This is a genomic window from Candidatus Paceibacterota bacterium (genome assembly GCA_028714275.1).
In the GTDB taxonomy this organism is placed as follows: domain Bacteria; phylum Patescibacteriota; class Minisyncoccia; order Phycocordibacterales; family CAINVO01; genus CAINVO01.
Genome location: JAQTMP010000002.1, coordinates 1 through 26,405 on the forward strand (window position 1 = coordinate 1; position 26,405 = coordinate 26,405).

Here is a 26,405-nt window from a genome sequence, read left to right on the forward strand (position 1 = left end):
TGAACCCACGAGAGGCTTTCACCCCTACAGATGTTCGAGATCTGCGCATTCAACCACTCTGCCATTCCCCCAAAAGTCCCATGACTATAACAGTTTTTTGCCTTTTTTACAAAAAATGTTATAGTTGTGGAGCTATTTCGACGGCCCTATCGTCTATCGGTTAGGACATCGCCTTTTCAAGGCGAGAAGCGCGGTTCGACTCCGCGTAGGGTCACCAGTGAACGTTGTGAATGTCGTGAACTTCTTGGTATACTCAAATCTATATGCCAGAGCTTAATAGCATCCTTGTTCCGTATTCCGAAAAATGGATATTAGACTATCAGGAGGAAGCTGAAAAAATCAAGAACGTATTCGGAAATAATTACATTGATATTCAACATATCGGCAGTACATCAATTCCTAATATGTTATCTAAGCCAATAATAGATGTAGCAGTACTCATAGCTTCATCTGAGAATGCAAATGATTTTATTGCTCCATTAGAAAAATTAGGTTACGTTTATAAACCCGAGATATCTTCTCCCGAAAGACACTTTTTTAAGAAAGGTAGTCCTACGAAATATCATTTGTCTATCGCTTATACAGACAAAGGATCGTATTGGAAAAGACAGATTTTATTTCGAGACTATCTCATTCAACACGATGAAGCCAGAAAAGAATATGAACAATACAAGCTTAATCTCTTAAGAGAAGATGCAACGATAGACCGTTCGTATAAAGGTAATAAGGAGGAGTTCGTTCAAAAAATACTTTCTTTAGCTGAAAAGAGTGAGAATACTAAATAAATCATACAAAAGCAGCTAATTGTTCAATACCGACTTTTATAGTATCTCTTTGTTCTACAAGTTCTGAAAGCCACCCTATCGGGTCACAGCTTTTAAACCCATATCTATCAACACATCCTCAGGCCCTGTGAGAAGGGTTCAAAACTGGTATAATGAGGTGGACTTTTTATTCACTAAATTATTTATAAAAATATGATAAGAGGAAATTTTATTGGTGCGGGGATTGTTGCAATAATCTATACGGTTTATATTATGAATAACCCCCTTGCAACAAAATTGCAAACAGCCTTAGTCTTGGTGATTCTCAATGCCTTAACTATCGTGCTTTTGTCTTTTGCATTTACAAAATAAAATCAGGTCATCAAGACAAAACGCCGCGCCATATTCCATGGCACGGCGTTGAAACTAGAAGAAAAGTTCTTGTTCTGCCCTTGTCGCATGTGCGAGAGGTGCAATTACCTTTTTATGGGAAGTTGATGTCCTTCCAACCCCTGTTCTTGATTACAGAGAAATGTCTCAACGATAATCCTTTCTCAATCGCTCGATGAGGATTTCGAGGTACATTTCTTTTAGCTCTGCTGTCTCGATACCAATCGCCTTGGCATGATTGCCTACGATTCTGCCACAGCCACTTCCGAACCCGAGCTTCGAGTCCCTGATGAACATGTGCGCAAGCCAGATCATGGCGATCTGCTTGAGGACTAGGTCATCTTTTTCTCCCTCCTTGATTCTCCTGACGTAGGCCCTCAGCTCTTCCAGAGGCGTATGCTCATCTGTCCGCACCTCGCCATCATTCACGAAACTATGCAGAATGTGAACATAACCCTCTCGCCAGAACTTAACCATCAGCATCAAGGCTATTTCATATTTTCTCTCCGATTTCACTTCCATCACCTCCTTTCAGGGATAGTTTCCTCTTATGTAGTATCATCTATCGCAGATGTTGTAAAGGTATAAAAATCTTTTATTTAGCCCTCAAATAAACATAAATATCTTCTAAAGCTTTGACAGCGTCGCCAGCAGCGATATTGTTTTGATGATAGAGGCCATCGGTGCAATCACCGGCAGCCCAGATGCCGTCTGTGGTGGTACGTTGGTTGCGTGGATCGACGACGACAAAGCCTCCTGGAGCCAAAGCAACTACATCGGCCACAAAAGAAGTGGCTGGTACAGCTCCAATCTCGACAAAAATACCGGTGACGGGAATCTCGGTCGATTCGCCAGTTTTATTATTTTTATAGACTAAACCCGTCACAAATTTATCCCCTTTGACTTCAAGGATAGAGACATCCATGACGGCTTTCATATGAGGATTGGCGAGGACTGCCGAGACGGTGACAGGGTCTGCTTTGAAATCCGCGTTCTTGTGCAAAAGAGTGACAGATCGGCAATAGGCAAGCAGCTGGGCTGCACTCTCGAAGCCTGCATTGCCCCCACCGATCACGGCTACATCTTGACCAGTAAAAAGAGGTCCATCACAACTGGCACAGTAGGTGAGTCCTTTATGCTCAAATTGGTCTGCTCCAACAGCTTGGAGTCGGCGGCGTGAGCTGCCTGTTGTGATGAGGACAGTTTTGGTTTTAAAAATTTCAGGTGATCCGTCGGCATTTTTACCTGAAGTAATGACAGCAAATTTGGCTTCGATGTCGTCAATTTTTTCAATTTTTTGCACCCTTACCCCTTCCTTTATAAAAACTTCATTGCTGGCGTAAGCTTTGAGATGTTGTTCGAGATTTTTGGCCAGCTCAGTGCCGCTGATTTTGATTGAGCCAATCCAATTTTCCACACCTTCAGATACAATACTCTGTCCACCAAAGCTTTCGGTAATAAAAACAGTCTTGAGTTTTTTGCGCGCTGCATACACACCAGCGGCTACACCTGCAGGTCCTCCTCCAATGATAGCTAAATCGTAAATCATAACTAATTACTTTAGTTTTGACCTCCGAAGAAACGCGGGCACGGCTGCCCAATCATCCTCATCTCCGACGACTTCAATTTTCTTTTCTTCGGCAGTGGATTCTGAAGGGGTGACGGAATTGAAAATCTTACCTTTCTCACCGTTTGCGTTTGAATCCTGTTTTGTGACCGCTCCGATGCCGAAAGTACTGTCAAAAAGAGATTTTTTGCCAGGGACATTTCCGCTGTCAGGAAAGCTTGAAGCAATGACAGTGATCTTGATTTCGCTTTTCTTGAGCTTTTCATCTTTGACGGTACCGAAAATAATTTTGGCGTTGACATCCACTGACTCAGTGATGATCTTGGCAGCATCCTGGATTTCAAACATAGTCAAGTCATCCCCACCTGCAATGGAGAAGAGGACGCCTTTTGAGCCGGCCATGGAAAGCTCAAGGAGAGGGGAGCTAATAGCCGCTTTGGCTGCTTCTTCGGCTCGTTTTTCACCTGAAGCGGTACCGATACCCATAAGAGCCGCGCCAGCATTTTGCATGATGGAGCGAATATCTGCGAAGTCGATGTTGATGATACCAGGAGTAGTAATAAGGTCAGAAATACCCTCTACGGCTTGCTTGAGAATCTCATCACACATGGCGAAAGCACTTTTAGCTGTAGTTTCCTTGGTAATATTGTTTAAGAGACGATCGTTGGGAACAATAATGATGGCATCCACTTCTTTGCGAAGCTCTTCTAAAGCAATATCAGCTACTTTCATGCGCTGCTGACCCTCAAAAAAGAAAGGCTTGGTGACTACGGCCACAGTGAGAGCGCCAAGCTCTTTAGCTGTACGAGCGACAATAGGACTGGCACCAGATCCGGTACCGCCTCCGAGTCCGCAAGCTACAAATACCATGTCGGCACCTTTGATAGCTTCCTGGACTTCTTCTTTTGTTTCTTCGACGGCTCGTTTGCCAAGATCAGGATTCATGCCAGTACCCAAACCCTTGGTAAGATTTTTTCCGATATGAATTTTTTGTTTAGCGAGAGAATGATGTAAATCCTGAGCGTCAGTGTTGACGGCAATAAAATCAACGCCGCGAACCTTGCTGTTGATCATGTGATTGATGGCATTTTTACCTGAACCTCCGACTCCGATCACTTTAATGCGGGCAAATGTTTCTACTTCTGGTTTGACTTGTGGCATGGGATAAGGTGTTAAAGATTATATAAAGACTGCTTAATTTTTTCCTGACTTTTTACGAATGTGCCAATCATATCACTAGGGGAGCAACTGAGCAAACAGACGTTTTAGAGAGGGCCAAATTTTCAAACCAACCTTGCTTATAGCGCTAGTTCCAGGTCTGAGGCTGGTGATGTCATTGTCTTCGCTGGTGAGACCCACAAGACAGAGGCCATAAGCGACAGCCCACTCGGCTTCACGAAAGGAACCCTTGAGAGGGACCGGGAATTTGAAGCTAGCTTTTTTGGAGGGAAGTTTTAGAGATATGCGCGCAAATTCTTCGATATTGGTCACACCCGAACCGCCACCAGTGATGATGATGCCAGCAGGCAGGAGACCGCTGCGTTCTATTTTTTTCAAATGACCCTCGATCAGCTCAAAAATATCGGAGAGGCGGGCCAAAATAATTTCATCCAGTTTCTTTTTTGGATATTGGACTGATTTTGGCCCGCCAAGCTTGATGAGCTCGGCGTCCTCGATCGAAATTTTTAGACCAAGCGCGATGTCGTTGGTAATGTCGTTTGATCCGATAGAAAATACCTCGACAGACACGGGAATATTATTTTCAAAAACAATGATAGAAACTGTTTCGGCGCCAATGTTGGCCAGGACACACCCCGCTATTTTTTGAGTCTTGGTCAGAGTCACAAAGCTAGTGGCCAGAGGGGCAGCTATGACGTCCTCTATTTCAACGTCCGCTTCTCCTAGGGCCTTGACCAAGTCACTCAAATGGTGGCTCAAACAGGTCACGAAAAGGGTGCGTACTTCGAGCTTTGAACCTTTCATACCTTGAGGCTTGCCGAGGACGGTACGGCCGTCTACCCGAAACATCAAGGGAATAGTGTGGAGAATTTTGCGGTTGAGAGTGAATGATTCAGGGAGCTCATTTTCGCTGGACTCGAGGGCCTTTTTAACATCAGCGTCGGTGATCTCGGAATCATTTTTGGTAATTAAAACTGTCCCGATATTGGTCACTCCAGACAAGCCAGCTCCTCCGACAGCGAGGTATGCTTTTCGAATACGGATGCCGGCACTTTTTTCGGCTTGAGCGATAGCGGTGCGAATACTTTTGGCTGCTTCGGCCACATTGGTGATATAGCCATGACGAAGTCCTTTTGACTCGGCGTAGCCGGTGGCAATGATGCGGGGCACTTCTTTGTCTTTTTCAGGCGCGAGCTCAGCCACTACCACCTTGATCTGGTGGGTACCTATATCAATGCCAACAGCGATAGAGCGTGCCATGTAGATTTGGGCCTTTAATTTTAGCTAAATTTTAAACTTTCTTCGGACTTTCTCTTCCTTGCTTTCCATTGTACTACTATGCTCGAATCCTTTCAAATGGAAAAGCCCGTGGATAAATAGGAAAAGTAAAAAATTATCAAATGTCCTCTCAAATTTTTTAGCTTTAATCGCTGCGCGATGGGGGTCTATAAAAATCTCACCACATTTTTTGTCCAAAGTGAAGCTAAGAATATCTGTCGGCTTGTTTATCTTGCGGTAGGTTTTATTTAAGGCACGTGAACGAGTCGAACCGATGATGACCAGGCTAAGCTCGTAGTCAGCTCCCATGATGAAGTCTTTGATTTTTTCCATAGTACGAAAAAGCAATCCGTTGATAGGATTGCTTTTTACTTTAACGGTGACTGAAAATTTTTCGCTCATATCTTTGGCGAATTTGACTTAACGAGTTTTGATTGGCATTTTGCCGAGCTTGATCATTTTTTGGATATCGTCGCGGCGGCGAAGGACTTTGAGAGTTTTCTTTTTACGCACATACGAAGACTCGTTGCGAGCGCTATAGCGAAGTGAGCGGACACGGTTGAGCACTCCAGACTCTTGGACACGTTTAGTAAAACGTCGAATGATGGACGTTGTGTGCTCTGTCGGGTTTTTCTCTACTTGGACATTTATCATAATAGTAGGGATAGACTACCATATCCCTTTATTTATGGCAACCTTATCAACTCTTCCAGTTTATTTTAAGCTAGCTTTTTTAAATATTCGACCAGTCTGTCTACTGAAACTGTGTCCTGGGCCCGATTGAGCATATTTCTCACCACTACACTGCCTTCTACCGCTTCCTTTTGACCCATGATCAAGACATAAGGCACGTTGAGTTTTTCTGCCAATCCCAGCTGGCTCGTGAGTTTATCCCGGGAAAGTGATTGCAGGACGGGGATTTTGGCCTTGCGGAGCATTTCAATAATACCCAGACTCTTGAGCTTGGCATCAAAACCAAGCTGAATGAAATAGAAACGTGGGGCTTGGACTTTCTTTTTTGCTAAAGAAGATTTGGATGACCCGCTTGAATCCTGCGGAATGAGTACCGCCGCTCCGACCGCTGGGATTTCTTTTTTACCCCAGACTTTTTTAGCCAAGGAATTGTAGCGTTCACCGATGGCCACCACCTCGTAGTCTTCCTTGTCTTTGGGTATCGCTTTGATTTCAAAAATAGTTCCCATGCAATAGCTTCTGTTGCCGACCAATAAAGGATTGATAGTGTAGGGAATACTCAAGGATTCCAGATACTCGAGCACTTCTTTGAAATGATTACGGCTGGCTTCTGACAAAAAGTTGATTGAAGGAGGGGCATTTTCCCGCAAGGCAATGCAGCTTTTGTGGGTAGTTGTCAGTAGGGCAAAGACATCCTTTTTTAAAAGTGAACGACATTCTGTCGATAGATCGTTGGAGTGTTTTTTGAAGTAGTTAGTCAATTCGCGGGCAAAGCGTCCAATAGAATCCTTGTCCCCAATACTGTTGAGCTCCACTATTACGTCTTTGTTGTGACGACATTCTTTAACGATGACATAGCAGGTCTCAATAAGCATGGCGTCAGAAATACTTCTTGAATTGCCGATGATGTCTAGATTGAAAGTTTTTTCACTGCCAGTACGCTTGAGGTGGGTGTTGCCCTTCATTGGGCCTTCATAATAAATCATTGGAGGCTGGGGGAGATACACCAGTTTTTTTTCAATACTATTGCGCACGATGCAGATTTTTTCTTCGACATAACCAGAAAAAGCGCAACTCTCATCCTTGAAAGGGTGCACTTCTCTAGCGATGGCTTCTTTAAAGGTTTTACCTTTAGCGATGTCTTGTTTTTCAACTTCGAATTCGGGAGATGGGAGAAAGCCATAGTGTTCGGCGATGGCTGAAGCTTTTTTATAGTGATTGTTTTGTTTCGGCATTGGATTAAAAGCTTTATTTTATTTTCCTACTTTCCTAAAGTTAAGGCTGGTATGTGTAGCCTTGGGCTGGGAGCAACGATATTTTGTTGAAAGGATACAGTCTCAAAAAAGCTCGGCCGGCAATTTTATCAGCTTTGAGGGGTCCCCAAGAACGGGAATCCGAGCTGACGTCGCGGTTGTCACCCATGACAAAATACTCGTCTGGGCCTAAATGCCAAGTGCCTTGCGGCCCTTTATGAAAAGCTAGATAGGGCTCTTTTAGTTCAAAACCTTTAGGGTGATCTGCGTTGATGATGTAGACCTGATCGCCATCTACACTGACAGTTTCGTTTGGCAGGCCGATCACTCGTTTGATAAAGTATTTTTTGTCCGAGACTGGAGGGGTGAGGACTATGACATCTCCTCGATTGGGAGTGTGAAAATGGTAAGAGAGCTCATCCACAATCAGGTAGTCGCCGGTATTAAAATTTGGTTCCATTGAGCTGCCGTAAACTACAAACGGACTGGCTACAAAAATCCGCAGAGGAATGAAAATGGCGAGCAAGATAATAGCAAAACGGAAAAGCTCCCAACGCGAGGGTTCATCCACGGTCTTTTTTATAGGTTTTTCAAAGTCTTGGTTTTCTTCCGGCTGGATTTCATTGTTCATATGGCGGAATAATACGACGAAAGTTTGGTTTGACACAAGGGGGAGAAGCATGTCGTGGCTTTTTATGCTACAATTGGAGCCATGCTAATCATTGCTGGTCTCGGAAATCCAGGAGAAGAATACCTAAATACGCGACACAATGTCGGCCGGATGGTCGCACAGGCTTTTGCCAAAAGAAATGATTTTCCGGATTTTATTTTTAGTAAAAAATACAATGCCTTGATTTCGGAACGAGTAATGACAGTCGTGTTTGAAACAAATATGCTCAAAAAAGGCAAACCCACTGGCGCTCATAAACTCTCAAAAAAAACTAAAGAAAAGGTGATGGTAATCCTGCCAGAAACCTTCATGAATAAAAGCGGCAGCGCCCTCAAGCCTCTAGTGTCAAATGCTAAGAAAGCTGAGCAGCTCATTGTCATCCATGATGATTTAGACTTGGCCTTTGGATCATCAAAATTGGCTTTCAATCGAGGGTCAGGAGGTCACCGTGGGGTGGAGTCTGTGATCCGCGCCCTCAAGACGGAGGCTTTTACACGTTTAAAGATAGGGATTTCTCCCTCGACTCCTAGTGGCAAAATCAAAAAGCCCTCAAATGACAAAATTTTAGATTTTATTATTGGAAAATTTAAACCTGCTGAGCTAGAACAGATGAAGAAAATTTCAAAAGAATCTGCGGACTATGTGAAAATAATTCTAGAAGAGGGTAGGTCTCATGCTGCAGGGAGTATAAATAACAAAAAGAAGTAGGACCTTTCTCATTAAAGCGCTCGAAGACTCGCTAACCCGTTCGAAAGGTCCTACTTTTTTTATAATTGGTGGAAAGGTAAAAAAAAGACCGGAGCTCCCACTGGTGTGTGGGGCTCCGGCTTTGATTTTTTCCGTCAGCCAGCTTTTTGGCTGGCCAGACCAGAAGAGTACCGTGCTTTTAGCAGGCGGCCGCCGCGATGGCTGTAGTCAGCCGACCGCGACCGGATTCCCGCGCGGCCACTCTCAACCGCAGAAGGTCCTCAGCCTTTTGGAAAAAGGTATGGACCGCTTCGCCGTTTGAAGGTTGGTCGAAGTGGAACACTTCGAGCTTTGTCGTCCGAAAGGCCTTGCAGGCATCCGGCGGCACAACCTCTGTATCCAAAACCACCATGTTGGGATGGTCGGAGTTGAAGTAGAGGCTGGTCGCACACTGATTCTGGACATCCAGGTCAACGATCAGGCTTTTCAGGCCTTGATGATCGCTGATATGTGCTGTGCTGAGGACTGCGGCATTGAGGACGATGACGGTGAACAACCGATTATGAATTGTCATTTTTCTAAAAAGTCTGTAGCAAATAGTAAGGCATTATTGGCTTTGTGTCAATGGTAATAACAAAATCCTCCACCTACTTGACGGAAACTTGCGCAGGCGCGTCGGCGCCGAGCAGAGCAGAAAAGTCAGCAGACTTTTACGCGTGTTCCGGAAAGTAGGTGGAGGATTTTGTTTACTACTATTTCACAAAGCCTAGTGCCATCTTCTGTTCTTTTGGATCAAAAAGATTGATTTTGAAACTATAGCTTTTACCGAGTTCGATGGTTTCTCGAAGCTTGGCTTCAGTGCCAAATTCTGATACATGTACAAGTCCAGCCACACCTTCTTCGATACTAGCCAGAGCTCCGTGTTTGTTGAACTTAATCACTACACCGGTGACGACATCATCTTTTTTATATTTCTTACTTGCAGCCTTCCAAGGGTTTTCTTTGAGGGCTTTGATGGAAAGGGAAATTTTGCCATCTTTAATTTCGATAATTTTTACTTTTACCTTATCTCCGACTTTAAAGAGGGCGCGAGGATCTTCGACGAGCGCCCAGTCAATCTCTGAAATATGGACTAGGCCTTCGAGACCTTCCTCAAGTTTTACAAAGACTCCGAAATCTACCATGCCAGTGACATTTCCTTCGACTTCATCGCCGACAGCATATTTGCCCACGATTTTTTCCTTGTCTTTCTGCTCAGGATTTTTTTCTGAGAAAATAAGCTTGCCTTCTTTTGGAGAAGCGGAAATAATGACTACGGAAATACGCTTGCCGAGAAGTTTTTTGAGCTCGTCCAGGATTTTATCTTTATCGCCGTCAAGGACTCGAGGGTAGTGGTCGCTCTTGAGCTGAGAAGCAGGCAAAAATCCCTGGATACCTTGCCATGAGAGGATAAGACCACCCTTGTTGGCCTCGACGACGGGAAGATCGAAAGCGGTTTTCAAACGGATAGCTTCTTCGGCTTCACTCCAGATGAGGGCTTGTTTAGCTTCTTTTAGAGAGAGCTCAATATAGCCTTCGGGGTGATCATAGCCAACAACCTTGGCGGCGATGCTATCTCCTATATTTACTTTTTTAATAATATCGCGGGCGTTGATATATTCACGGCCGTAAATAATACCGGTACCGTATGGGTGCAAGTCCACAAACACACCTTTTTTGTCGATGGCGATGACAGGACCTTCTACAATGTCAGCCACGCTTGGAGGAGTGACAGTGTCGTTGAGCATCTTGCCCATGGGACTGTCCTTTTTACTGTCCTTTATGTCCTTAATGGTTTCTTTATCTGCTGTTTTAATCATATATGGTTAGAGCCACAAGGTTCGCATGAAAGTCTGTCATAACACAATGCGAGGTTACTTGTGGCTAAACTATTAATAATGGAGACAATATATATTAAAAGGGATATTTTTGCAATTAAAATACAAACCCCCGACCAGCAAACCTGGTCGGGGGGGGATTCAACTCAAATCAGCATCACCTCGGTCTCGCTGCCCACACCGTTTGTTCCATCCTTTCCAATAAACTGAAGCGCCTGCTCTTTGGCGGCCTGTTTGTCCCATTCACTGGTCGGGACTTTGATAGGCACCTCCGATAGATTGAAAAGAAGAACATCCGTTTCCGGCGTAGATCTATAGCGGAGCCGAAGCTGGCCTCCGAGATAGTATGGAGCCGACGGCACCGCAAACTTGCAACTGTCCGCCACGGGACACATCCGACAGGAGCGGTCGTAAGCTGCAAGCTGAGCTTCGCCCCAGGTCGGCGCCACGTGGAGGACACGCGACTTCCTTCCAGGACTTTTGGTGGCATTTTCAAACAACGCCAATCCATCTTCCGGTCTGGGTTTGTGCCCCAATTGCTTCTTCCGATTGGTCCGGAGCTTTTGCTGCTCCTTTCTTTTCTCGGATTTGTCCGGAGTCTGACTTTCGTTGTCCGGATGCCACGAACACATGGCTCTTGAGAAAAGCCAAAGGGCATCACAGAGCTCGACCATGTCGATCTTGCTTTGCTCGCAGTAGCTTTGAGCGGCTTCTCTCGCAGTGCTGAGCAGCTGGGGAGAAAACACATTGTCACCTACCTGCATGTTCCAGTTTGGCTTGATGATCTCGTTTGAGAGCAACATCCTGAGGACATGAAAGTCCACAGGCACCGGAATGGTGTGTCGATCGACCAGGTTTGTCTCAGCCAAGAAGTAAGTAATCATGCTGACCATCTTGTGCTGAAAACCCAGAAAGCCGTTTGGCGAACTGAGTTTAAACTTGCCGCTGTTGGCGATGCGATCAACTAGGTCATCAAATGAATTGACCTGATCAAACAAGCGTCGTGGATCAGATTGCCAAAACTTGTGAAGTTTGATGGCATTTAAAATCCAAAAACGGGCGTTTTCCTCGTGGCTGAAGCCTAATCCGTGCGCCTGGAGCTCACTTCTGAGCTCCTGATAAACTTTCTCCTTGGTCAACAGGGCAATCAGCTTTGGGCCGTAGGGAATCTCCCCATTTTTGAGGGCCAGATTCCGTATTTTTTTGACCAGGTAGCCCGGAACAAACAAATACGGCTTCCTTTCATGGATGAGGGTGAGCTGTTGCACGGCGACCTTGCTATCAATGCCTCCGCGCATGTAGTAGCAGACGGTCCACAAGAAAACGGCATGTTCAGAGCCGCCAAAAATCAAGTTGTCGGGCATGTTTTGCCTGATCTGGGGCGGAGTGCTGTGATCGAAAGGGTGTTGCTTGACGCGAAGCCTAGCAATCAACCTATCAAAAACCGCAAAAGCCCGTTTCCAATCGATAACGTAAGAATATTGCATCTGACGCCTCCTTTCTGTTGGATGTTGTATGTCATGGTGCTTATTGTTCTGAGGCAACGATACGCGTTTAAATTTTGTTTGTAAAGAGCCTCTTCCTCTTTGTCAGTTTTTATTTTTTAATATGTTGTCCACAGGCTTTTACACTGTTTTTAAAAATTATTTTTGACAAATGAAGGTACAATAAAATCAGAATAAAAAATAGCTCAAAACCCAACTGGAAAGGAGGGTAAAGTGAAAAGATTAACAATCAGAAATACGGGCAGATCTTTATCTGGCAGGAATTTTTATGCCGCGGCCAATCAAGTGATTGAAGTGGTCGCCAGCTTCGGTGAAGAGCTGTGTGCCAAGATCACCGGCGGAGAAGTTGTCTCGACAGACCAGGACTATGCATCCTTTGCGGATGTGTTTGTCGAGGATCATAGCCTCGCAGTCCAAGTCAAGATGTGCAACCATCGTCATGCGCATCGGCCGACAATCTCCCAGGTCGTCACTCTTCACGAGCAGGTAAAGGAAGTCAGCTTTTTGGTAAACGTTATGCACGGCGTTTACGCCCTCGTTTTTTATGGGGGAGTTGGTCTAGGGGGTATCAATCGGGGCAAGTCCAAGATTCTGAGTAGGAAGCTTGGGCGTGAAGGTAAAAAAGTTGTAATTGGTCGGGAGCTTCAGTACATATATTTCATCGACGTCGAGTTGATGAACTACCTTGCCACAGAAAAGGCTTACGAACATCTTCGCAAGTCTGGCAAAGTCAAAGTGTGTGCGGAACGAAAGCTCTACTCCAAGATTGACAAGACCGTCCTGTACTTGAATCGGACTTTCCTGCAAGGTTTTGTGGGACAGCCAGTCCAACAGACTTACAGGGATATGCTCGATGCAAGTTTGGGAAGCGGTGACTGGAGGATCAGAAAGGAGAAAATTAATCTCCGGTTCACCACCTCAGTGGGTCTTGTCCGAAAGGCTCTGCCCATCATCATGGTGGGTTCAAGGGAGGTCGTCAAAAGCCTCCGAAAAATGGTCAGAAAAGCTGACGGCATCAAAATCCCGTTGGCTAATGGCAACCAGCCACATTTGTAAATCAAAGGTCCGAGTAGCTCATGTCACCACACATGCGCTGCTCGGCCTTTTTCTTTTCTCATCCTTTTTCTCTTTTCTTGGCCAGAAGTCTATGCTACAATATCCCCACTATGGTCATCACTTATCAAGGTTTAGAGTGCTTCAAGCTCCAATTTGGAGACCTCACGGTGGTGACCAATCCACCGGCTAGAGACTCCGTTTTTAAAACCTCCAAGTTCGGGGCTGATGTGGTTCTGCAAACGGTCCTCGACGAAGATATGGCTGGAGGCGAGGACTATTCCTATGGAGACAAAAAGCCCTTTATTATCAATGGACCTGGTGAATATGAAACTCGGGGCGTTTTTATTCGAGGTTTTCCTTCAGTGTCAAAATACCATTCTGCTAACGATAAAACAGATAGTGACGAAGGTGAATCAATCAACACTATATATACTTTCCAAATAGACGGAATCAATCTCTGTTTTCTGGGCGCCCTCGGGTCCACTGATCTGAAGCCAGAGACAGTGGAGGGCATCGATACGGTGGATATTCTTTTTGTGCCAATAGGCGGAGAGGGGGTGCTGACAGCCGCAGAAGCTTACAAACTAGGCGTCAAGCTTGAAGCTAAACTCATTATTCCTATGCATTACGAAGGGACCAATGGAAAAATAAAAGAAGAGGCGCTTAAAACTTTTTTGAAGGAAGCAGGGGAATCAGCCGCTCCGACGGACAAACTCACTATCAAGAAAAAAGATTTGGAAGGTAAAGAAGGTGACGTGGTAGTGCTTTCAAAGGTATAATGTAAACTAAAATAGTAATGAGTAAAAAGTAAAAAAATGCAAAATTTTATTAAAAAATTACATGAAAAGCCTGAGTCGTATCGTCACATGGTGGCGCTCGGTGTCAGTTTCGGGGTGACCATTTTGATTTTTGGGATCTGGCTGCATTCTTTTATTGCTGGTTTGTCTTCAAATCAAGCTTTGGCTGGGGTGGCCGCTGCCAACCCTCTATCCGCTTTGGGAGAGACTATTAGTCAGGGTTATCAAAACAGTCAAAATAGTTCACAAAAATAAACGCATATGCCAAAAAATTCCGCGGAAAATCCGAAACATCAGAATGAAAATAATTTGCGTGTCCAAGGTATTGGCAGCGAGCAGATTTCTCCTCGCAACCTGACTATCGAAATGAAAGAGTCGTATATAGACTACGCTATGTCAGTGATCACGGAGCGTGCCTTGCCTGATGTACGTGACGGACTCAAGCCGGTACATAGACGTATTTTGTATGCCATGCATGAGCGCGGCCTGACTTCTTCAGCCAAGTTTCGTAAATCAGCCTTCGTAGTCGGTGAAGTGATGGGAAATTATCACCCTCATGGAGACGCGTCTATTTATGATGCACTTGTAAACATGGCGCAGGATTTTTCCTTGCGCTATCCGCTCGTCTTTGGTCAAGGAAACTTTGGAAACATTGACGGAGACTCAGCGGCGGCTATGCGTTATACCGAAGCTCGCATGGCTCGGATCACTTCAGAGCTTTTGCGAGATATTGAAAAACAGACAGTCGACTATCGTCCCAATTATGACGGTTCACGCAAAGAGCCGACTGTCTTGCCGACGGCGGTGCCCAATCTCTTGCTCAACGGTGTCCTCGGTATCGCCGTCGGCATGGCCACCAACATTCCTCCGCACAATCTCGGTGAGCTTGTGGATGCGACCGCTCATCTACTCGCCAATAAAGACGCTACTACTGACGACTTGCTCCAGTTTGTCAAAGGTCCGGATTTTCCTACAGGCGGTGTGATCTATGGAGAAAAAGACATTGCGCATGCCTATATCCACGGTCGTGGCGGCGTGGTGGTGCGCGGAGAAGCTGAAATTGTTGAAGACAAAGTAGGCCATTCAAAAATTATCATCACGTCAATCCCATACCGTGTCAACAAATCTTCCTTGATGGAATCCATCGCTGAGCTTGTGCGCGAGAAAAAACTCGAAGGCATCAAAGACCTGAGAGATGAATCCACCAAGGACATTCGCATTGCTATCGAGCTCAAGAGTGGCAGCTATCCTCAAAATGTCCTCAACTTTTTATACAAGCACACTCAGCTTGAAACCACTTTCCATTTCAATATGGTGGCCCTGGTGGACGGAGTTCCTCAGACCCTTTCTCTCAAGAGCTGTCTCGAAGAGTTCATCGGCCACCGAAAAGTAGTCATTCGTCGTCGCACGGAATTTGATCTCGCTAAGGCTAAAGCCCGCGAACATATTTTACTTGGTTTGAAAAAAGCGCTTGATCATATCGACGCCATCATCAAGCTGATCAAAGCTTCAAAAGATACTCCGACCGCTCACCTCAACTTGATGAAGGAATTTAAGTTTTCTGATTTACAGGCGGCGGCGATCCTCGATATGAAGCTCCAGCGTCTCGCCGGCCTTGAGCGCAAAAAAATCGAGGAAGAGCTCAAAGCCATGCAGCTTTTGATTTCGGACCTCGAAGATATTTTGAAAAATACCAAGCGTATCCCAGCTATTATCAAAGACGAGCTCGCCGAAGTCCGCGCTAAATACGCTGATGTTCGCAAGACTCGGGTGGTCAAGCATCATGCCAAGAATTTTTCGGTAGAGGATTTGATCCCTGATGAGGAAAGCGTGCTAGTCCTCACTTCTGGCGGCTACATCAAACGGACTGATCCAGATGAATATCGCAAACAAAAGCGCGGAGGAGTGGGTGTCGTAGATCTTGATACCAAAGAAGAAGACTTTATCACTCACTTTTTGACGGCGTCAGCCCACAGTGATTTGCTTTTCTTTACTGATAAAGGCAAAGCCTATCAGATCAAGATGTATGATATTCCGGAAGGCAAGCGAGCCACTCGAGGCAAGTCCATTATGAATTTCCTCGCTCTTTCAGCTGAAGAAAAAATTACTTCCATCCTGCCCATGCCAAAAGAGATTAAAAAGGGTAGCGAGCTATCGCTCTTCTTGGTGACCAAAAATGGCACAGGCAAAAAAGTGGCCGCCGAAAGTTTTCACGATGTTCGTCGCAGCGGCATCATTGCCATCCGTCTCGATGCCGGCGATGACCTAGTCTCAGCTTCATTTGTGGAAAAAGGCGACGACATGATCGTGGTCAGTTCTGATGCACAGTCGATTCGTTTCAAGGAGTCAGACGTGCGTGAAATGGGACGAGGGGCCGGAGGTGTGCGCGTGATGAAAATTGATAAAGGTGAACATGTGGTGGGAGCTAATGTCATTAAAAAAACTACCGCGGGTGACGCCAGTATTTTGACCGTTTCTGGCAATGGCTATGGCAAGAAAACTCCTCTCAAAGAATACAAAACCCAAAACCGTGGCGGCTCGGGCATCAAAACTTCCAAAGTGACTCCAAAGACTGGCGCTCTTATTGCAGCTATCATCGTCACTCCCGAGCTCGAAGAAGCCGTGGCTATTTCTAAAAAATCCCAGGTCATCCGTTGCGGTCTCGGTGAAATCGCGACCCTAGGACGCGATACTCAAGGTGTGCGTATTATGAAGCTCCGAGAAGGAGACGGTATAGCATCATTAATTTGTCTATAGACATTCATATCAATTCTCTTTCGACACATACACTAAAGCCACACGCATATTTTTCTGCTGAAAAATTGCTCTGCTCGCGCCGTCGTACCACAAGGGCACTTCTTGTTTGATAAATCAAACAATGTCGCGCTGCGCAAGGTGTTTTAGTGTATGTATCTACAGAGAATTAAGCTAATTATTTAATATAGTAATTTTCCGTAGACTCATACACCTAAAAGAGACTCACGGAGGACGACGGTCCGAGTGTGAGGAAAAAAGTCAGTAGACTTTTTATCCGTGCTCTTTTAGGTGTATGAGTCGAAGGAAAATTGGTATATAATATGCTCATGTTCGCTAATCCCAAAAAACACATCGCCAAAGCTTATATAGGTGAAGGCATGATTGTGGTGGATTTTGGTGCGGCCGCGGGCTACCATGTTTTTGAAGCAGCGAAAAAAGTAGGCGAGTATGGAAAAATTTATGCACTTGATGTCCAGACTGATCTTTTGCGGCGGATAAAAAATGAAGCCGACAGACAGGGCCTAAAAAATATTGAGATCATTCATGCCAATGTTGAAAGAGAAAACGGCAGCGGTCTGATGGAGCATTCTGTCGATCGAGTTTTTATAATCAATCGTCTCTTTCAGGCGGATGACAACGCCTCTCGGGTCAGAATGTTTAATGAGGCACTTCGTATCCTAAAACCCACGGGCAAACTAGTCGTCGTCGACTGGCTCGCATCTTTTGGTCACCTTGGGCCGCATCCCGATCAGGTGATTAGCCGGGATGAAGCTGCCACGCTGGGACGTCAAAATAGTTTTGTTTTAGAAAAAGAATTTCCAGCAGGGGATCACCACTACGGTCTACTATTCACACCCATCAAGAAATAGCCCTAGGTTATTCGTTTTTAATACGGTACAATTAAAGTACAAAAGCTAGATTGCACAGATATATTATCAATTCATGAGCGCATTTAAACTAGTGACGATTGGCGTTTTTCTCCTCTTGATCATAGGAGGGGTTTTGGTTTTTGCCCGCCTCGGTACCTCGGGCAACAGCGGTCCCGGTTCGCAGGTAGTCATTTGGGGGACTTTGCCTGAGGTTACGATCAACAACATAATCCGAGACGTCAATCAAAAGTCAGCGGTGATCAATGCCACCTATGCCCAGATTGATCCAGCAAATTTTGATACAATATTGGTCAACGCTTTGGCAGAGGGTAAAGGCCCCGATGTGGTTTTGATTCCTGAGTCTGAGATTGCCAAAGATCAGAACAAACTTTTCACCATTCCATTTACCAGTTACCCGGAAAGGACTTTCAAAGATACTTTTGTCAGCGAGGGTGAGCTTTTTTTGACAGCCAATGGAGTGCTCGGTATTCCATTTTCGATCGATCCTTTGGTGATGTATTGGAATCGGGATATTTTTTCGTCCGCGGGACTAGCCAATCCGCCAGCTTATTGGAGTGACATCCCCGCTATTGCTCCCAAAATAATTCAGATTGACCAGGCTTCACATATCAAGCAATCGCTCATTTCTTTTGGCGAAACCGCCAATGTCACGCACGCTAAAGAAATTTTAGCGGCTCTTTTTCTCCAGTCTGGCAACCCAATTGTCATTCGTGACGCTCAGTCTGGCAGCTTGGTTTCAGTTTTAGATCAAAAAAATGATACGACCGGCGCGACCGCAGGATCGGTAATAGATTTTTATACCCAGTTTGCAGATCCCACCAACAAGTTTTATTCCTGGAGTCGGTCTTTGCCGGCATCCAAGGATGATTTTCTAGCCGGCAACTTGGCTCTTTATGTCGGTTATGCCAGTGAAGCATCTGATTTACAAGCTAAAAATCCCAATCTCAATTTTGACGTGGCTCCTCTTCCTCAGCCAAGTCCGAGTGCCAACAAGATTACTTATGGAAAACTCAGTGCTTTTGCCATCACTAAAAGTTCAAAAAACATTGCAGGGTCTTTGTCGACTATTTTTGCTTTGACCAGTCCAGCCTCTATTACAACTTTGACAAATACACTCAATCTGCCTCCGGTCCGACGTGATCTTTTGGCCCAAAATCCAGGCAATGCTAACCTCACGGTTTTTTATCAATCAGCTTTGCAGAGCCGCGGCTGGTATGATCCGGATCCAGCTAAGAGCGACGATATTTTTCAGACTATGATACAATCAGTATCGACCAACAGCCGTCATTCGAGTGAGGCAGCGGCGGATGCCAGGGCCGAAATCCAGGACTTGCTAAAGTAAAGTAGCTAAAATAAGTAAAAAGCGAATTGCCGAAGTAAAAAAAATGAAATTTTTAAAAAAAATTAAGAATCAGACCAAAAAATATTTTTATCAGTTTTCAGGATCGAGTCTGGTAGTGACCAATCTGTCCTTGCCTTGTTTTAGTAAAGATGGGGGCTGTGACTTCAACGACCTCATGCAGCTTGCCAGCAATTTTATCAGTTTTGTACTGTATCTCGCCACTTTGATAGCGGTCTTTCTTTTTATTTATGCCGGGGCGATGTACATTTTTTCCGCCGGCGACAGTGGCAAGATCAGCAAGGCCCACGGCATTTTTACCAGTACGGCCATCGGTATGGTCATTGCTTTTGCGGCGTGGCTGATCGTGCAGTTTATCCTGGTCAAGCTGGGAGTCAAGGTGGATTTTATCCTAGTTAAATAATTAATAAATATTATAAATAATTTATGACTAAAAAACTTATTCACTTTTTAAGAATAACTCTAGGGGTCCTGATACTTACTATCGTTCCTGCCGGTTTTATTTTTGCACAGTCTGCATCAGGGGGTGGAAGTAATAGTGGAAACGGGGGAGGTTCAAATGGTCCCACACTCATCAATCCACTCACTGGCTCGGACAGCCTTTCTTCTTTCCTTGATCAAATTCTCACCGTCGTAATAGACATCGGGGCTGTGGTGATTGTTTTCTTTATTATTTACGCAGGTTTTCTTTATGTGACGGCGAGGGGAAGTGAAGAACAAATTAAAAAAGCGCACATGACTTTGACCTGGACGGTGGTCGGGGCGGCTGTCATCCTGGGAGCCAAAGTCATTTCAGCCGCTATTTCAGGCACCGTCGGAGCCTTAAAATAATTATTAAAATTTTCTAAAAAAATTATGCAACCAAGTTCTCAAGTCGCAGCAAGTGGTTCAATTGGCAGTTTCAACGATGCCGTTCAGCTGGTCTACACTGCTATCAACCAGCTCCTGCCGCTAATTATCAGTTTGACGCTCCTAGTCTTTATCTGGGGTATCTTTAAGTTTGTGCTTGGAGGGGATAGTGAAGAAAAACGGACTGAAGGCCGGGCCTTTATGATCTATGGCATTATCGGACTGGCGGTGATGGTTTCGGTCTGGGGTCTTGTCCATATCCTCACCTCTACTCTTTTTGGGAGTGCTTTGATAGTGCCACAGCTCAAATAGGCTATCCACACTTTGGCAAAAACAAGCTTTATTTCTATATACAAAATTGCTAAAATAGAGTAGACTTTAGGGATTGAAGATAGTTAAAGAATTTATCAAGTAATTTATTTATAATGAAAAAAACACTTATTAAGATTTCGACTCTTGCAGCGTTTGCCACTCCTTTCCTTGCATTGGCTCAGACTTCCGGTGCCAGCGGAGTTTTCTCACTTTTGGCTACAGCTACAGCCCTCATAAACCAGCTTTTGCCTTTCATCATTTCATTGACAGTGCTGGTTTTCCTTTGGGGTATTCTTATGTACGTTACTTCAGGGGCTGACACAGAAAAGCGGGCTGAAGCCCGAGGCTATATGATCTGGGGTATCATTGCTCTCTTTGTGATGGTCTCAGTCTGGGGTCTCGTCAACATCTTGGCAAAAAGTATTCCAGGTCTCGACAATACACCTATCAATGCTCCTAGTCTTCCAAACGTTGGTGGCACAGTGCGTACCTACTAATCATTCTCGATGCAAAAGGCTATCGATTTTATTCACAAAGTTGATCAGGTCATCGTCAACCCTCTTATCTTGTTGATGTTTGCTGTAGCTCTCTTGGTTTTCTTGTGGGGTGTCTTCGAATTTGTCCGTAGCTCAGATAGTGATGATGCACGGGCTACAGGCCAGCGACATATGCTTTGGGGTATTGTCGGTCTGGCGATTATGATTTCCGCATTCGGAATTGTAAACGTAATCATCGGGAGTATTCCTGGAGCTGATCGGACGGGGATTGATAACATTACAAATCAATAAGCAATAAAATAATTAAAAAAATGGACGGAGAATAAAGTTTAGTGAAAATTAGTAAATAAAAAAGCGAGGAGGGGCAGTTGCACGAATGTGCAAGCCCTCCTCGCTTTTGGTTGATTGTTTTGGTTGTGCCAGATTTTACTCTGGCCTGACGACATAGTTGACGGTTGCACTTCCTGGGCCAGTGGATTTGAACTCCACGGTCTTCAGGTCAGTGCTCAGATCAATATGCCCCACCACTGGCTGATCAGCTCCGCCGTTTTTTCGCAGCAGCAACTTGGCTGACTCCTCGGTGTCGAAGTCAAACCGATAGCCTGGCGGCACTCGGATTTCTGGACCATATTTTCCCTCGGGTGCGGTGTAGGTTTGCATTACCGCTGTAGGTGCTGCGACTGACGACAGGCCAGCATTTTTGGTGGCCGCGTGCGGCCTATGAGCTGCCGACTCCGCGCACCCTTTCAGGAACACGAAGAAGAAAATGATACCAAGGATGATCACGAGGACCGTTCCTACGGTACGGATTGTTTTTTGCAAGCCGCTCATTTTCCACCTCCTCCACCCTGAGGTTTGTTGCCACCCGTGCCCCTTGTGATGGGGGCATTGATGACCATGTCGCGGAGATTTTTGGGCAGACCACCGATGATGAGCTCGATGTATTCTCCCTTGGCCTCTTCGCCCATGATCAGAGCTATCCGTGTGGCCTTTTCCACATCTTGAATCCCCCCGTTTTTCATGATCTCGCCGACCCGTTTCCGGAACATCTCGGCCTCTTTGACCTTTTGCCTAGCCTTTTGGACCTGGGCCGAGTCGGTGACGCTTTGAAACTGTGGGTCATCCACATCCATGCCATGCCTCGTTTCCACGACACTTTCGTGGGCCTTTCCACCAAAAACTGATGCCAGCTGAGTACTAACATCGTCCGTGTGTTCACGAAACCACTCAGAAGTATTTTGGGTGGTCATCCTTGTAAGTACTGCATCGATCGTGGCAAGCGCCGCTGCTTTTTTGGCAGTGATGCTTGTGAGGATCCAGGCAGACAGGGTTCGGGGATTTATTGGCCCCCTAATGTCCTGTCTGACCGAAAATTGAGTATAGAAATCAAGAACGACAACGGAGTTGTCGATGATGGTTGTGTATTCTTTTTTCGGGGACTCGATCAGGATGTGCTTGTTGAGGGAGATTTCCCCCGGTTCATCCTCGAGCCGGGTTTTCCATTGAGGATCGTCAGTGGCGTTAAGTTTGTCTTCCCAAGGGTACTTGACGTGCACCCCAGAAAGATAAAAATTATTGCCACCGTGCCAACGGTCGATCGTCACGAAGACTTTCTGAGTCGGCACCTCTACGAGGAAGACTTTCCACATTGCCAGGAAGGCGAGGATGGTGACGATGCCACCACCCAGCATTCCTGCAATCGCTGCATTTCCTGCGGGCAATCCCAAGCCTGTGAGCACTGTGACCACAACGGTCGACAGTACAAACACAATGGCTAGTGTTACCAAGAGAACTAAAATTCTCATTGTTTTGTTTTTTCTATTGTTTTGTCAACGAACCGTATCCCGACAGGGAATAGGTTCCCTGACGTGGTTGATTTTTTTACTGGCTATATTATATCATATTTAGGTAAAAAGTCAACGCCAGGCCGGGAGTACCGGACTGGCGTTTGGTGGCTTTGGGTATGGGTTTAAGCCACCTTGCTCTCACTGGCAGGCTGTTTCGGCTCCTTGGGGACGATCCGCAACATGGCGCGGGTCAGGCTGGCGATCAGCTCGTCAGGCGTGAACGGCTTTGGTAGGCTGACATCAGCCCCGGCTTTACCGGCCTCGCGAGCGAGGTCCAGATCCATCCTGCCCGACATAAAGATGATGGGCATTTCCGGACGGCAGCGGGTGAAATGCTCCGTCAAGAGCAGGCCGGCATCCTTGTGGAACCCAAGGTCGTTGTCTGTGACCAAGATGTCGGGGTTGTAATCACCCGCATTTTTGATCACGTCAGTTGCATTTTCCATGACGAGGACCTCGTGGCCTTGGGCGGCCAACACTTTTTGCACCAGTAGCGAGGTATAGGGACAATCCTCAACCAGCAGGATTTTGATTTTTTGAGTCATAATTTTCCTTTCGGATTTCTATTCTTTTTCGATATTATCACAGAATTAGGAAAAGTCAACGGTTGGGGTAGAATTTGCCTGGGTCGTAAGGTAAGGTTTTTCTCAATATGTAATATAAGGCATAAAAAATATGCTTTATATTACATATCGAGCATATAGACAACGTATTTTTTATTTTTTATGCTAAGCTACGCCTATGAATTTCTGGCAAAATTTAAAAAATAACCGAGGAAATAAGCTAGAAAAAAATCCGACAGGACAAGGCCGACCCCTGATGGTCCTCGCTCCTATGGCTGATGTCACGGACGCGGCTTTTCGACGGATCATTGCGAAATACGGCAAACCAGATGTGTTGTGGACAGAGTTTGTGGCGGCTGATGGGCTGGTGAAGGCGGATGCCAAGGGTAAGGCTAGACTGATGCGAGATCTTGTATTTGATGAGTCCGAGCGACCGATCGTGGCGCAATTTTTTACTTCCAATCCAGAACACATGCAGCAAGTCGCCGAGCTGGCGGTGGAGCTTGGCTTTGATGGGATTGATATAAATATGGGCTGTCCGGATAAAAGTATTGAGAAGCAGAGCGCGGGCGCCGCACTGATGAAGGATCCGGCGCGCGCCCGCGCTCTGATCCGCGCCGCCAAGGAGGGTGTAAAAGAAGCGATTGAAAGAGGTGGAAAAAACATTCCCGTATCCGTCAAAACGCGAGTTGGTTTCAACAAAGTCGAGCTCGAAACTTGGCTACCTGAACTGCTCGCAGAACAGCCAGCAGTCATTACTCTCCACGCCCGCACTCGTAAGGAAATGTCAAAAGTGCCTGCCCGCTGGGAGCACGTCAAACGCGCGGTAGAAATTCGTGATGAAGTCCAATCCACCTTGCCCGAAAAAGAGCGCACGCTTATATTTGGTAACGGTGACGTGACAGATTTGGCTGACGCCGAAAAAAAAGCTCACGAAACTGGCTGCGACGGCGTCATGTTTGGCCGAGCGATTTTTGGCAATCCGTGGCTTTTTGCGCCACTTGGGCTGTCACGTTCGCCATTTGGAAAAAAATCTCGCGAGGAAATCTCTCTCAAGGATCGCTTGGCCGTCATGGTCGAGCACTCCCGACTTTTTGAAAAATTGCTTGGTGATGTCAAAAATTTTGCGGTGATGAAAAAACATTATAAAGCCTATGTCACTGGTTTTGACGGAGCCAAGGAACTTCGCGAAAAACTCATGGCCTGCAATGATGTTGAAGAGGTTGCCGCGGCCGTCAATGCGTTTTGTCGCGCTTTATAATATACTAGGGTCATGTCACCAAAAACTTCGGAAAAAAATCCAGTCTCTGAACACCTTTCCTTGTATCGCAAATATCGCCCAAAGGCCTTTGATGAGGTGATTGGTCAGGAGCCGGTTGTCCAGGCTCTCAAGGGGACGCTCGATCGCGGGACCATAGCCCACGCCTACCTTTTTTATGGTTCACGCGGCACGGGCAAGACTTCGGTGGCTCGTATTTTTGCTGAGGCTCTTGGTACGACTGCCAATGATTTATATGAGATTGATGCTGCCTCCAACAACAGCGTCGATCAGATCCGCGAGCTCAATGAGTCGGTCAACACTGTGCCAATGCAGTCTCGTTACAAAGTCTACATTCTCGACGAGGTGCATATGCTTTCCAAGGCAGCTTTCAATGCCTTTTTAAAAACTCTGGAGGAGCCGCCTCGATATGCTATTTTTATTTTGGCCACCACTGAGCTAGAAAAAGTGCCTGAGACCGTCATCTCACGCTGCCAGGTGTTTACTTTTAAAAAACCCAACCAGCAGGTATTGCGAAAAGTGGTTGAGCAGACAGCCAAAAAAGAAGGCCGGGCGATTTCGCCTGATGCCGCCGAGCTCATCGCCCTCCTCGGTGACGGCTCTTTCCGCGATGCGCATGGAGTGTTGCAGAAAGTGCTAGGGGCGACCGGAGACGCAGGCGGAAACACAAGTGGAAAAAATGGCGCATCAAAAATCACGCGTGAAGATGTCGAGCAGGTGACCAACGCACCGCGCGGTCAGCTGGTAAATAGTCTCGTCAGCGCTTTGGCTGAGCATGACATAGACAGCGCTCTAAAGTCAGTCCATACCGCCAGCCAGTCCAATCTAGACATTTCTCTTTTTCTCGCTCTTCTCATTCAAAAAATCCGCGCTGTGCTCCTGATAAAATACAGCCCCTCAGCCGAGACTTTTTTGCGTGAGGATTTTTCCGAGGAGGACTTTGCTTTTTTGAAGAAAGTGGCGGGGGAGAAAGGGGATGACAAGATCGGCAAAAGTAAAACTATCACCTCACAAACCCTAGCGGAGCTCCTCTCCGCATCCTCCGCGGTCTCTCGCTCCGCCATTCCCCAAGCCCCGCTCGAGCTTGCATTGATTGGGCTTATCGGGCAGAATGGCGGAGCGGAAGGTGAGGATAGAAATAGAAAGTGATAAAATAAATTAGAAGCACAAATATTGGGAGATCGTCTAATGGTAGGACAGCAGCCTTTGAAGCTGTGAATTTTGGTTCGATTCCAAGTCTCCCAGCATCGTAGTTAAATCAGCATTTTTAGGTGTTTTATACATCACATCGAAAGGACTTTTAAGCCTCATTTGAGCCACGGTTTTGTTTTTAAAAGAAAGGTTCCAACATAAACTTTCAATCACCCACAAGAGGCTATGTGTTTTGTAAAACAATTCAAGAAAATTGGTAAGGTTATACCAATGCATTATCGCCGTGGGTAGTATCAGACCAGGTCGCCATGGTCCAACAGAATTTTATATCAATGTATAAATCTTCATTTGGTAAGGACCCATTCGTTACTTCCTATTTTGTCTATGATGGTGCCACCTTACTCGGTCAAGCAAATAAAAGTTGCAATGGAGATGCAAGATGTATAGAAAATTATTTTTATAGTAATAAAGATTTTTCTGGAGTTCTTGGAAAAGTAACGTATCAACCAAACGGTCAAGTACAAAGGACCTTCTATTTTGATCAGGTGCAGAACGGCAAGTTTGTCGAGGTAAAATAGCTCTAGAAAGCAATATTTAGGTCTACACTATACAAAAAATCTTACACAAGCTTAAAAATTATACAAAATAGCAGAAAATCTGCCCGTTCTAGTCATCTCAGAATGGCTTGACGGCATAAGGTATTGCTATATACTTAGTCTAGCTAACTATTAGCCATAATAACAAACTATGCCATCTAGCCCAACGCCCACCAACAATATCAGTATAGGGGAGCTGCTCCTTGCTTTCAGGAGAAAAATGAATGCCTGCACAAAAAAAGGCTCCTTTGAGAGAGAGCTGACTTTTTCTCAGATGGAAATCCTGATGTTTATCGGACCCTCAGAAAAAAAGAGCATGGAGAGCATAGCGAAGTATTTGAAAGTCGCTCCGCCTTCAGCTACGTCCCTGATAGAAAAAATGGAAAAAGCCGGCCTGGTGCTCAGAAAAAAAGATAAAAATGACCGAAGGGTTGTCTTTATCGAGCTTTCACCCAAGACTAAAAAAATGATTGCCGTTTTGTGGAAAAAGAAAGAAAAAATCCTCGACAAAATAGTCTCGAAACTCAATCCCACAGACAGAAGTCATTTTAGACGCATTATGAAAATTCTCATCAACGACTAATCTT

General features: G+C 45.6%; 32 protein-coding genes and 2 tRNA genes. 20 read left to right on the forward strand and 14 right to left on the reverse strand.

All coding sequences use genetic code 11. The annotated features are described in order from the left end of the window. Positions 1-142: 142 nt before the first annotated feature. The 3 genes from PHF79_00375 (at position 143) to PHF79_00385 (ending at position 1,136) form a co-directional block, all read left to right on the forward strand. Positions 143-217: transfer RNA gene (locus PHF79_00375), tRNA-Glu, on the forward strand. A 46-nt stretch (positions 218-263) separates the two neighbouring features. Beyond that, on the forward strand, positions 264-785 hold the full coding sequence (locus tag PHF79_00380) for a GrpB family protein (protein MDD5318266.1): 522 nt from the start codon (positions 264-266) through the stop codon (positions 783-785). 192 nt (positions 786-977) lie between these two features. Then, complete coding sequence (locus PHF79_00385) at positions 978-1,136, forward strand: hypothetical protein (GenBank protein MDD5318267.1); 159 nt, start codon at positions 978-980, stop codon at positions 1,134-1,136. 165 nt (positions 1,137-1,301) lie between these two features. Here the strand turns inward: PHF79_00385 and PHF79_00390 are convergent, their stop codons facing one another. The 8 genes from PHF79_00390 to lepB all read right to left on the reverse strand — a co-directional run bounded on the left by PHF79_00390 (position 1,302) and on the right by lepB (position 7,755). After that, a complete protein-coding gene (locus tag PHF79_00390) occupies positions 1,302-1,676 on the reverse strand; it encodes a hypothetical protein (GenBank protein MDD5318268.1) in 375 nt (124 codons plus the stop codon). 73 nt (positions 1,677-1,749) lie between these two features. Then, positions 1,750-2,703: an FAD-dependent oxidoreductase gene (locus PHF79_00395; protein MDD5318269.1), complete on the reverse strand. Its 954-nt coding sequence runs from the start codon at positions 2,701-2,703 to the stop codon at positions 1,750-1,752. Between the two features lie 6 nt (positions 2,704-2,709). Then, entirely contained in the window at positions 2,710-3,882 is a 1,173-nt protein-coding gene (gene ftsZ / locus PHF79_00400) for a cell division protein FtsZ (protein MDD5318270.1), read from the reverse strand. Between the two features lie 75 nt (positions 3,883-3,957). Next, on the reverse strand, positions 3,958-5,160 hold the full coding sequence (ftsA, locus tag PHF79_00405; GenBank protein MDD5318271.1) for a cell division protein FtsA: 1,203 nt from the start codon (positions 5,158-5,160) through the stop codon (positions 3,958-3,960). A 24-nt stretch (positions 5,161-5,184) separates the two neighbouring features. Beyond that, positions 5,185-5,580: an rRNA maturation RNase YbeY gene (gene ybeY, locus PHF79_00410; protein MDD5318272.1), complete on the reverse strand. Its 396-nt coding sequence runs from the start codon at positions 5,578-5,580 to the stop codon at positions 5,185-5,187. An 18-nt stretch (positions 5,581-5,598) separates the two neighbouring features. Then, a complete protein-coding gene (locus tag PHF79_00415) occupies positions 5,599-5,832 on the reverse strand; it encodes a 30S ribosomal protein S21 (protein MDD5318273.1) in 234 nt (77 codons plus the stop codon). Between the two features lie 65 nt (positions 5,833-5,897). After that, positions 5,898-7,106: a His/Gly/Thr/Pro-type tRNA ligase C-terminal domain-containing protein gene (locus tag PHF79_00420; GenBank protein ID MDD5318274.1), complete on the reverse strand. Its 1,209-nt coding sequence runs from the start codon at positions 7,104-7,106 to the stop codon at positions 5,898-5,900. Between the two features lie 40 nt (positions 7,107-7,146). Then, the gene (gene lepB, locus PHF79_00425) at positions 7,147-7,755 is read right to left on the reverse strand and encodes a signal peptidase I (protein ID MDD5318275.1); all 609 of its coding nucleotides are present in this window, start codon (positions 7,753-7,755) and stop codon (positions 7,147-7,149) included. 81 nt (positions 7,756-7,836) lie between these two features. Here lepB and pth point away from each other — a divergent pair, with 81 nt between their 5' ends. Further along, positions 7,837-8,502: an aminoacyl-tRNA hydrolase gene (gene pth, locus PHF79_00430; GenBank protein ID MDD5318276.1), complete on the forward strand. Its 666-nt coding sequence runs from the start codon at positions 7,837-7,839 to the stop codon at positions 8,500-8,502. A 178-nt stretch (positions 8,503-8,680) separates the two neighbouring features. Here the strand turns inward: pth and PHF79_00435 are convergent, their stop codons facing one another. The 3 genes from PHF79_00435 to PHF79_00445 form a co-directional block, all read right to left on the reverse strand. Continuing rightward, the gene (locus tag PHF79_00435; GenBank protein ID MDD5318277.1) at positions 8,681-9,055 is read right to left on the reverse strand and encodes a hypothetical protein; all 375 of its coding nucleotides are present in this window, start codon (positions 9,053-9,055) and stop codon (positions 8,681-8,683) included. 178 nt (positions 9,056-9,233) lie between these two features. Beyond that, complete coding sequence (locus tag PHF79_00440) at positions 9,234-10,340, reverse strand: S1 RNA-binding domain-containing protein (protein MDD5318278.1); 1,107 nt, start codon at positions 10,338-10,340, stop codon at positions 9,234-9,236. 164 nt (positions 10,341-10,504) lie between these two features. Then, positions 10,505-11,845 (reverse strand): hypothetical protein, encoded by a 1,341-nt coding sequence (locus PHF79_00445; protein MDD5318279.1) that lies wholly within the window; start codon positions 11,843-11,845, stop codon positions 10,505-10,507. 231 nt (positions 11,846-12,076) lie between these two features. Here PHF79_00445 and PHF79_00450 point away from each other — a divergent pair, with 231 nt between their 5' ends. From PHF79_00450 to PHF79_00500, 11 genes are all read left to right on the forward strand, one after another. After that, a complete protein-coding gene (locus PHF79_00450; GenBank protein ID MDD5318280.1) occupies positions 12,077-12,919 on the forward strand; it encodes a hypothetical protein in 843 nt (280 codons plus the stop codon). Between the two features lie 20 nt (positions 12,920-12,939). Beyond that, a complete protein-coding gene (locus tag PHF79_00455) occupies positions 12,940-13,698 on the forward strand; it encodes an MBL fold metallo-hydrolase (protein MDD5318281.1) in 759 nt (252 codons plus the stop codon). 36 nt (positions 13,699-13,734) lie between these two features. Next, positions 13,735-13,971: a hypothetical protein gene (locus PHF79_00460; protein ID MDD5318282.1), complete on the forward strand. Its 237-nt coding sequence runs from the start codon at positions 13,735-13,737 to the stop codon at positions 13,969-13,971. Between the two features lie 6 nt (positions 13,972-13,977). Next, complete coding sequence (gene gyrA, locus PHF79_00465; protein MDD5318283.1) at positions 13,978-16,473, forward strand: DNA gyrase subunit A; 2,496 nt, start codon at positions 13,978-13,980, stop codon at positions 16,471-16,473. A gap of 326 nt (positions 16,474-16,799) precedes the next feature. Beyond that, complete coding sequence (locus PHF79_00470; GenBank protein MDD5318284.1) at positions 16,800-17,342, forward strand: methyltransferase domain-containing protein; 543 nt, start codon at positions 16,800-16,802, stop codon at positions 17,340-17,342. 73 nt (positions 17,343-17,415) lie between these two features. Next, positions 17,416-18,705 (forward strand): ABC transporter substrate-binding protein, encoded by a 1,290-nt coding sequence (locus PHF79_00475; protein MDD5318285.1) that lies wholly within the window; start codon positions 17,416-17,418, stop codon positions 18,703-18,705. 43 nt (positions 18,706-18,748) lie between these two features. Further along, entirely contained in the window at positions 18,749-19,126 is a 378-nt protein-coding gene (locus PHF79_00480) for a hypothetical protein (protein MDD5318286.1), read from the forward strand. 23 nt (positions 19,127-19,149) lie between these two features. After that, positions 19,150-19,554 carry a hypothetical protein gene (locus tag PHF79_00485; protein MDD5318287.1) on the forward strand — a complete coding sequence of 135 codons (405 nt, stop codon included), beginning with the start codon at positions 19,150-19,152 and terminating at the stop codon, positions 19,552-19,554. A gap of 24 nt (positions 19,555-19,578) precedes the next feature. After that, the gene (locus PHF79_00490) at positions 19,579-19,884 is read left to right on the forward strand and encodes a hypothetical protein (protein ID MDD5318288.1); all 306 of its coding nucleotides are present in this window, start codon (positions 19,579-19,581) and stop codon (positions 19,882-19,884) included. Between the two features lie 113 nt (positions 19,885-19,997). Beyond that, a complete protein-coding gene (locus PHF79_00495) occupies positions 19,998-20,381 on the forward strand; it encodes a hypothetical protein (GenBank protein MDD5318289.1) in 384 nt (127 codons plus the stop codon). A 9-nt stretch (positions 20,382-20,390) separates the two neighbouring features. After that, positions 20,391-20,672: a hypothetical protein gene (locus tag PHF79_00500; protein ID MDD5318290.1), complete on the forward strand. Its 282-nt coding sequence runs from the start codon at positions 20,391-20,393 to the stop codon at positions 20,670-20,672. A gap of 135 nt (positions 20,673-20,807) precedes the next feature. Here the strand turns inward: PHF79_00500 and PHF79_00505 are convergent, their stop codons facing one another. The 3 genes from PHF79_00505 to PHF79_00515 form a co-directional block, all read right to left on the reverse strand. Beyond that, a complete protein-coding gene (locus tag PHF79_00505; protein ID MDD5318291.1) occupies positions 20,808-21,212 on the reverse strand; it encodes a hypothetical protein in 405 nt (134 codons plus the stop codon). Then, a complete protein-coding gene (locus tag PHF79_00510; protein ID MDD5318292.1) occupies positions 21,209-22,186 on the reverse strand; it encodes a hypothetical protein in 978 nt (325 codons plus the stop codon). The genes PHF79_00505 and PHF79_00510 overlap by 4 nt, the downstream gene beginning before the upstream one ends. A gap of 164 nt (positions 22,187-22,350) precedes the next feature. Then, positions 22,351-22,773, reverse strand: coding sequence for a response regulator (locus tag PHF79_00515; GenBank protein MDD5318293.1), 423 nt, complete (start codon positions 22,771-22,773; stop codon positions 22,351-22,353). 196 nt (positions 22,774-22,969) lie between these two features. Here PHF79_00515 and PHF79_00520 point away from each other — a divergent pair, with 196 nt between their 5' ends. The 5 genes from PHF79_00520 (at position 22,970) to PHF79_00540 (ending at position 26,401) form a co-directional block, all read left to right on the forward strand. Beyond that, positions 22,970-24,052, forward strand: a complete 1,083-nt coding sequence (locus PHF79_00520; protein MDD5318294.1) for a tRNA-dihydrouridine synthase — start codon at positions 22,970-22,972, stop codon at positions 24,050-24,052. Positions 24,053-24,064: 12 nt separating this feature from the next. Beyond that, a complete protein-coding gene (dnaX, locus tag PHF79_00525; GenBank protein MDD5318295.1) occupies positions 24,065-25,219 on the forward strand; it encodes a DNA polymerase III subunit gamma/tau in 1,155 nt (384 codons plus the stop codon). Positions 25,220-25,244: 25 nt separating this feature from the next. Further along, positions 25,245-25,315: transfer RNA gene (locus PHF79_00530), tRNA-Gln, on the forward strand. Between the two features lie 239 nt (positions 25,316-25,554). Continuing rightward, positions 25,555-25,800, forward strand: coding sequence for a hypothetical protein (locus PHF79_00535; protein MDD5318296.1), 246 nt, complete (start codon positions 25,555-25,557; stop codon positions 25,798-25,800). Between the two features lie 169 nt (positions 25,801-25,969). After that, positions 25,970-26,401, forward strand: coding sequence for a MarR family transcriptional regulator (locus tag PHF79_00540; protein MDD5318297.1), 432 nt, complete (start codon positions 25,970-25,972; stop codon positions 26,399-26,401). The last annotated feature ends 4 nt before the right edge of the window (positions 26,402-26,405 follow it).

Coding starts and splice junctions, on each gene's coding strand:
- PHF79_00510 (MDD5318292.1), bottom strand. CDS start 22,186: ATGAGAATTTTAGTTCTCTTGGTAACACTAGCCATTGTGTTTGTACTG.
- PHF79_00435 (MDD5318277.1), bottom strand. CDS start 9,055: ATGACAATTCATAATCGGTTGTTCACCGTCATCGTCCTCAATGCCGCA.
- PHF79_00390 (MDD5318268.1), bottom strand. CDS start 1,676: ATGGAAGTGAAATCGGAGAGAAAATATGAAATAGCCTTGATGCTGATG.
- PHF79_00505 (MDD5318291.1), bottom strand. CDS start 21,212: ATGAGCGGCTTGCAAAAAACAATCCGTACCGTAGGAACGGTCCTCGTG.
- PHF79_00500 (MDD5318290.1), top strand. CDS start 20,391: ATGCAAAAGGCTATCGATTTTATTCACAAAGTTGATCAGGTCATCGTC.
- PHF79_00420 (MDD5318274.1), bottom strand. CDS start 7,106: ATGCCGAAACAAAACAATCACTATAAAAAAGCTTCAGCCATCGCCGAA.
- ftsZ (MDD5318270.1), bottom strand. CDS start 3,882: ATGCCACAAGTCAAACCAGAAGTAGAAACATTTGCCCGCATTAAAGTG.
- PHF79_00485 (MDD5318287.1), top strand. CDS start 19,150: ATGACTAAAAAACTTATTCACTTTTTAAGAATAACTCTAGGGGTCCTG.
- dnaX (MDD5318295.1), top strand. CDS start 24,065: ATGTCACCAAAAACTTCGGAAAAAAATCCAGTCTCTGAACACCTTTCC.
- PHF79_00540 (MDD5318297.1), top strand. CDS start 25,970: ATGCCATCTAGCCCAACGCCCACCAACAATATCAGTATAGGGGAGCTG.
- PHF79_00520 (MDD5318294.1), top strand. CDS start 22,970: ATGAATTTCTGGCAAAATTTAAAAAATAACCGAGGAAATAAGCTAGAA.
- lepB (MDD5318275.1), bottom strand. CDS start 7,755: ATGAACAATGAAATCCAGCCGGAAGAAAACCAAGACTTTGAAAAACCT.
- ybeY (MDD5318272.1), bottom strand. CDS start 5,580: ATGAGCGAAAAATTTTCAGTCACCGTTAAAGTAAAAAGCAATCCTATC.
- PHF79_00495 (MDD5318289.1), top strand. CDS start 19,998: ATGAAAAAAACACTTATTAAGATTTCGACTCTTGCAGCGTTTGCCACT.
- gyrA (MDD5318283.1), top strand. CDS start 13,978: ATGCCAAAAAATTCCGCGGAAAATCCGAAACATCAGAATGAAAATAAT.
- pth (MDD5318276.1), top strand. CDS start 7,837: ATGCTAATCATTGCTGGTCTCGGAAATCCAGGAGAAGAATACCTAAAT.
- PHF79_00475 (MDD5318285.1), top strand. CDS start 17,416: ATGAGCGCATTTAAACTAGTGACGATTGGCGTTTTTCTCCTCTTGATC.
- PHF79_00445 (MDD5318279.1), bottom strand. CDS start 11,845: ATGCAATATTCTTACGTTATCGATTGGAAACGGGCTTTTGCGGTTTTT.
- PHF79_00535 (MDD5318296.1), top strand. CDS start 25,555: ATGTATAAATCTTCATTTGGTAAGGACCCATTCGTTACTTCCTATTTT.
- PHF79_00480 (MDD5318286.1), top strand. CDS start 18,749: ATGAAATTTTTAAAAAAAATTAAGAATCAGACCAAAAAATATTTTTAT.
- ftsA (MDD5318271.1), bottom strand. CDS start 5,160: ATGGCACGCTCTATCGCTGTTGGCATTGATATAGGTACCCACCAGATC.
- PHF79_00455 (MDD5318281.1), top strand. CDS start 12,940: ATGTCACCACACATGCGCTGCTCGGCCTTTTTCTTTTCTCATCCTTTT.
- PHF79_00380 (MDD5318266.1), top strand. CDS start 264: ATGCCAGAGCTTAATAGCATCCTTGTTCCGTATTCCGAAAAATGGATA.
- PHF79_00490 (MDD5318288.1), top strand. CDS start 19,579: ATGCAACCAAGTTCTCAAGTCGCAGCAAGTGGTTCAATTGGCAGTTTC.
- PHF79_00515 (MDD5318293.1), bottom strand. CDS start 22,773: ATGACTCAAAAAATCAAAATCCTGCTGGTTGAGGATTGTCCCTATACC.
- PHF79_00440 (MDD5318278.1), bottom strand. CDS start 10,340: ATGATTAAAACAGCAGATAAAGAAACCATTAAGGACATAAAGGACAGT.
- PHF79_00460 (MDD5318282.1), top strand. CDS start 13,735: ATGCAAAATTTTATTAAAAAATTACATGAAAAGCCTGAGTCGTATCGT.
- PHF79_00385 (MDD5318267.1), top strand. CDS start 978: ATGATAAGAGGAAATTTTATTGGTGCGGGGATTGTTGCAATAATCTAT.
- PHF79_00470 (MDD5318284.1), top strand. CDS start 16,800: ATGTTCGCTAATCCCAAAAAACACATCGCCAAAGCTTATATAGGTGAA.
- PHF79_00415 (MDD5318273.1), bottom strand. CDS start 5,832: ATGATAAATGTCCAAGTAGAGAAAAACCCGACAGAGCACACAACGTCC.
- PHF79_00395 (MDD5318269.1), bottom strand. CDS start 2,703: ATGATTTACGATTTAGCTATCATTGGAGGAGGACCTGCAGGTGTAGCC.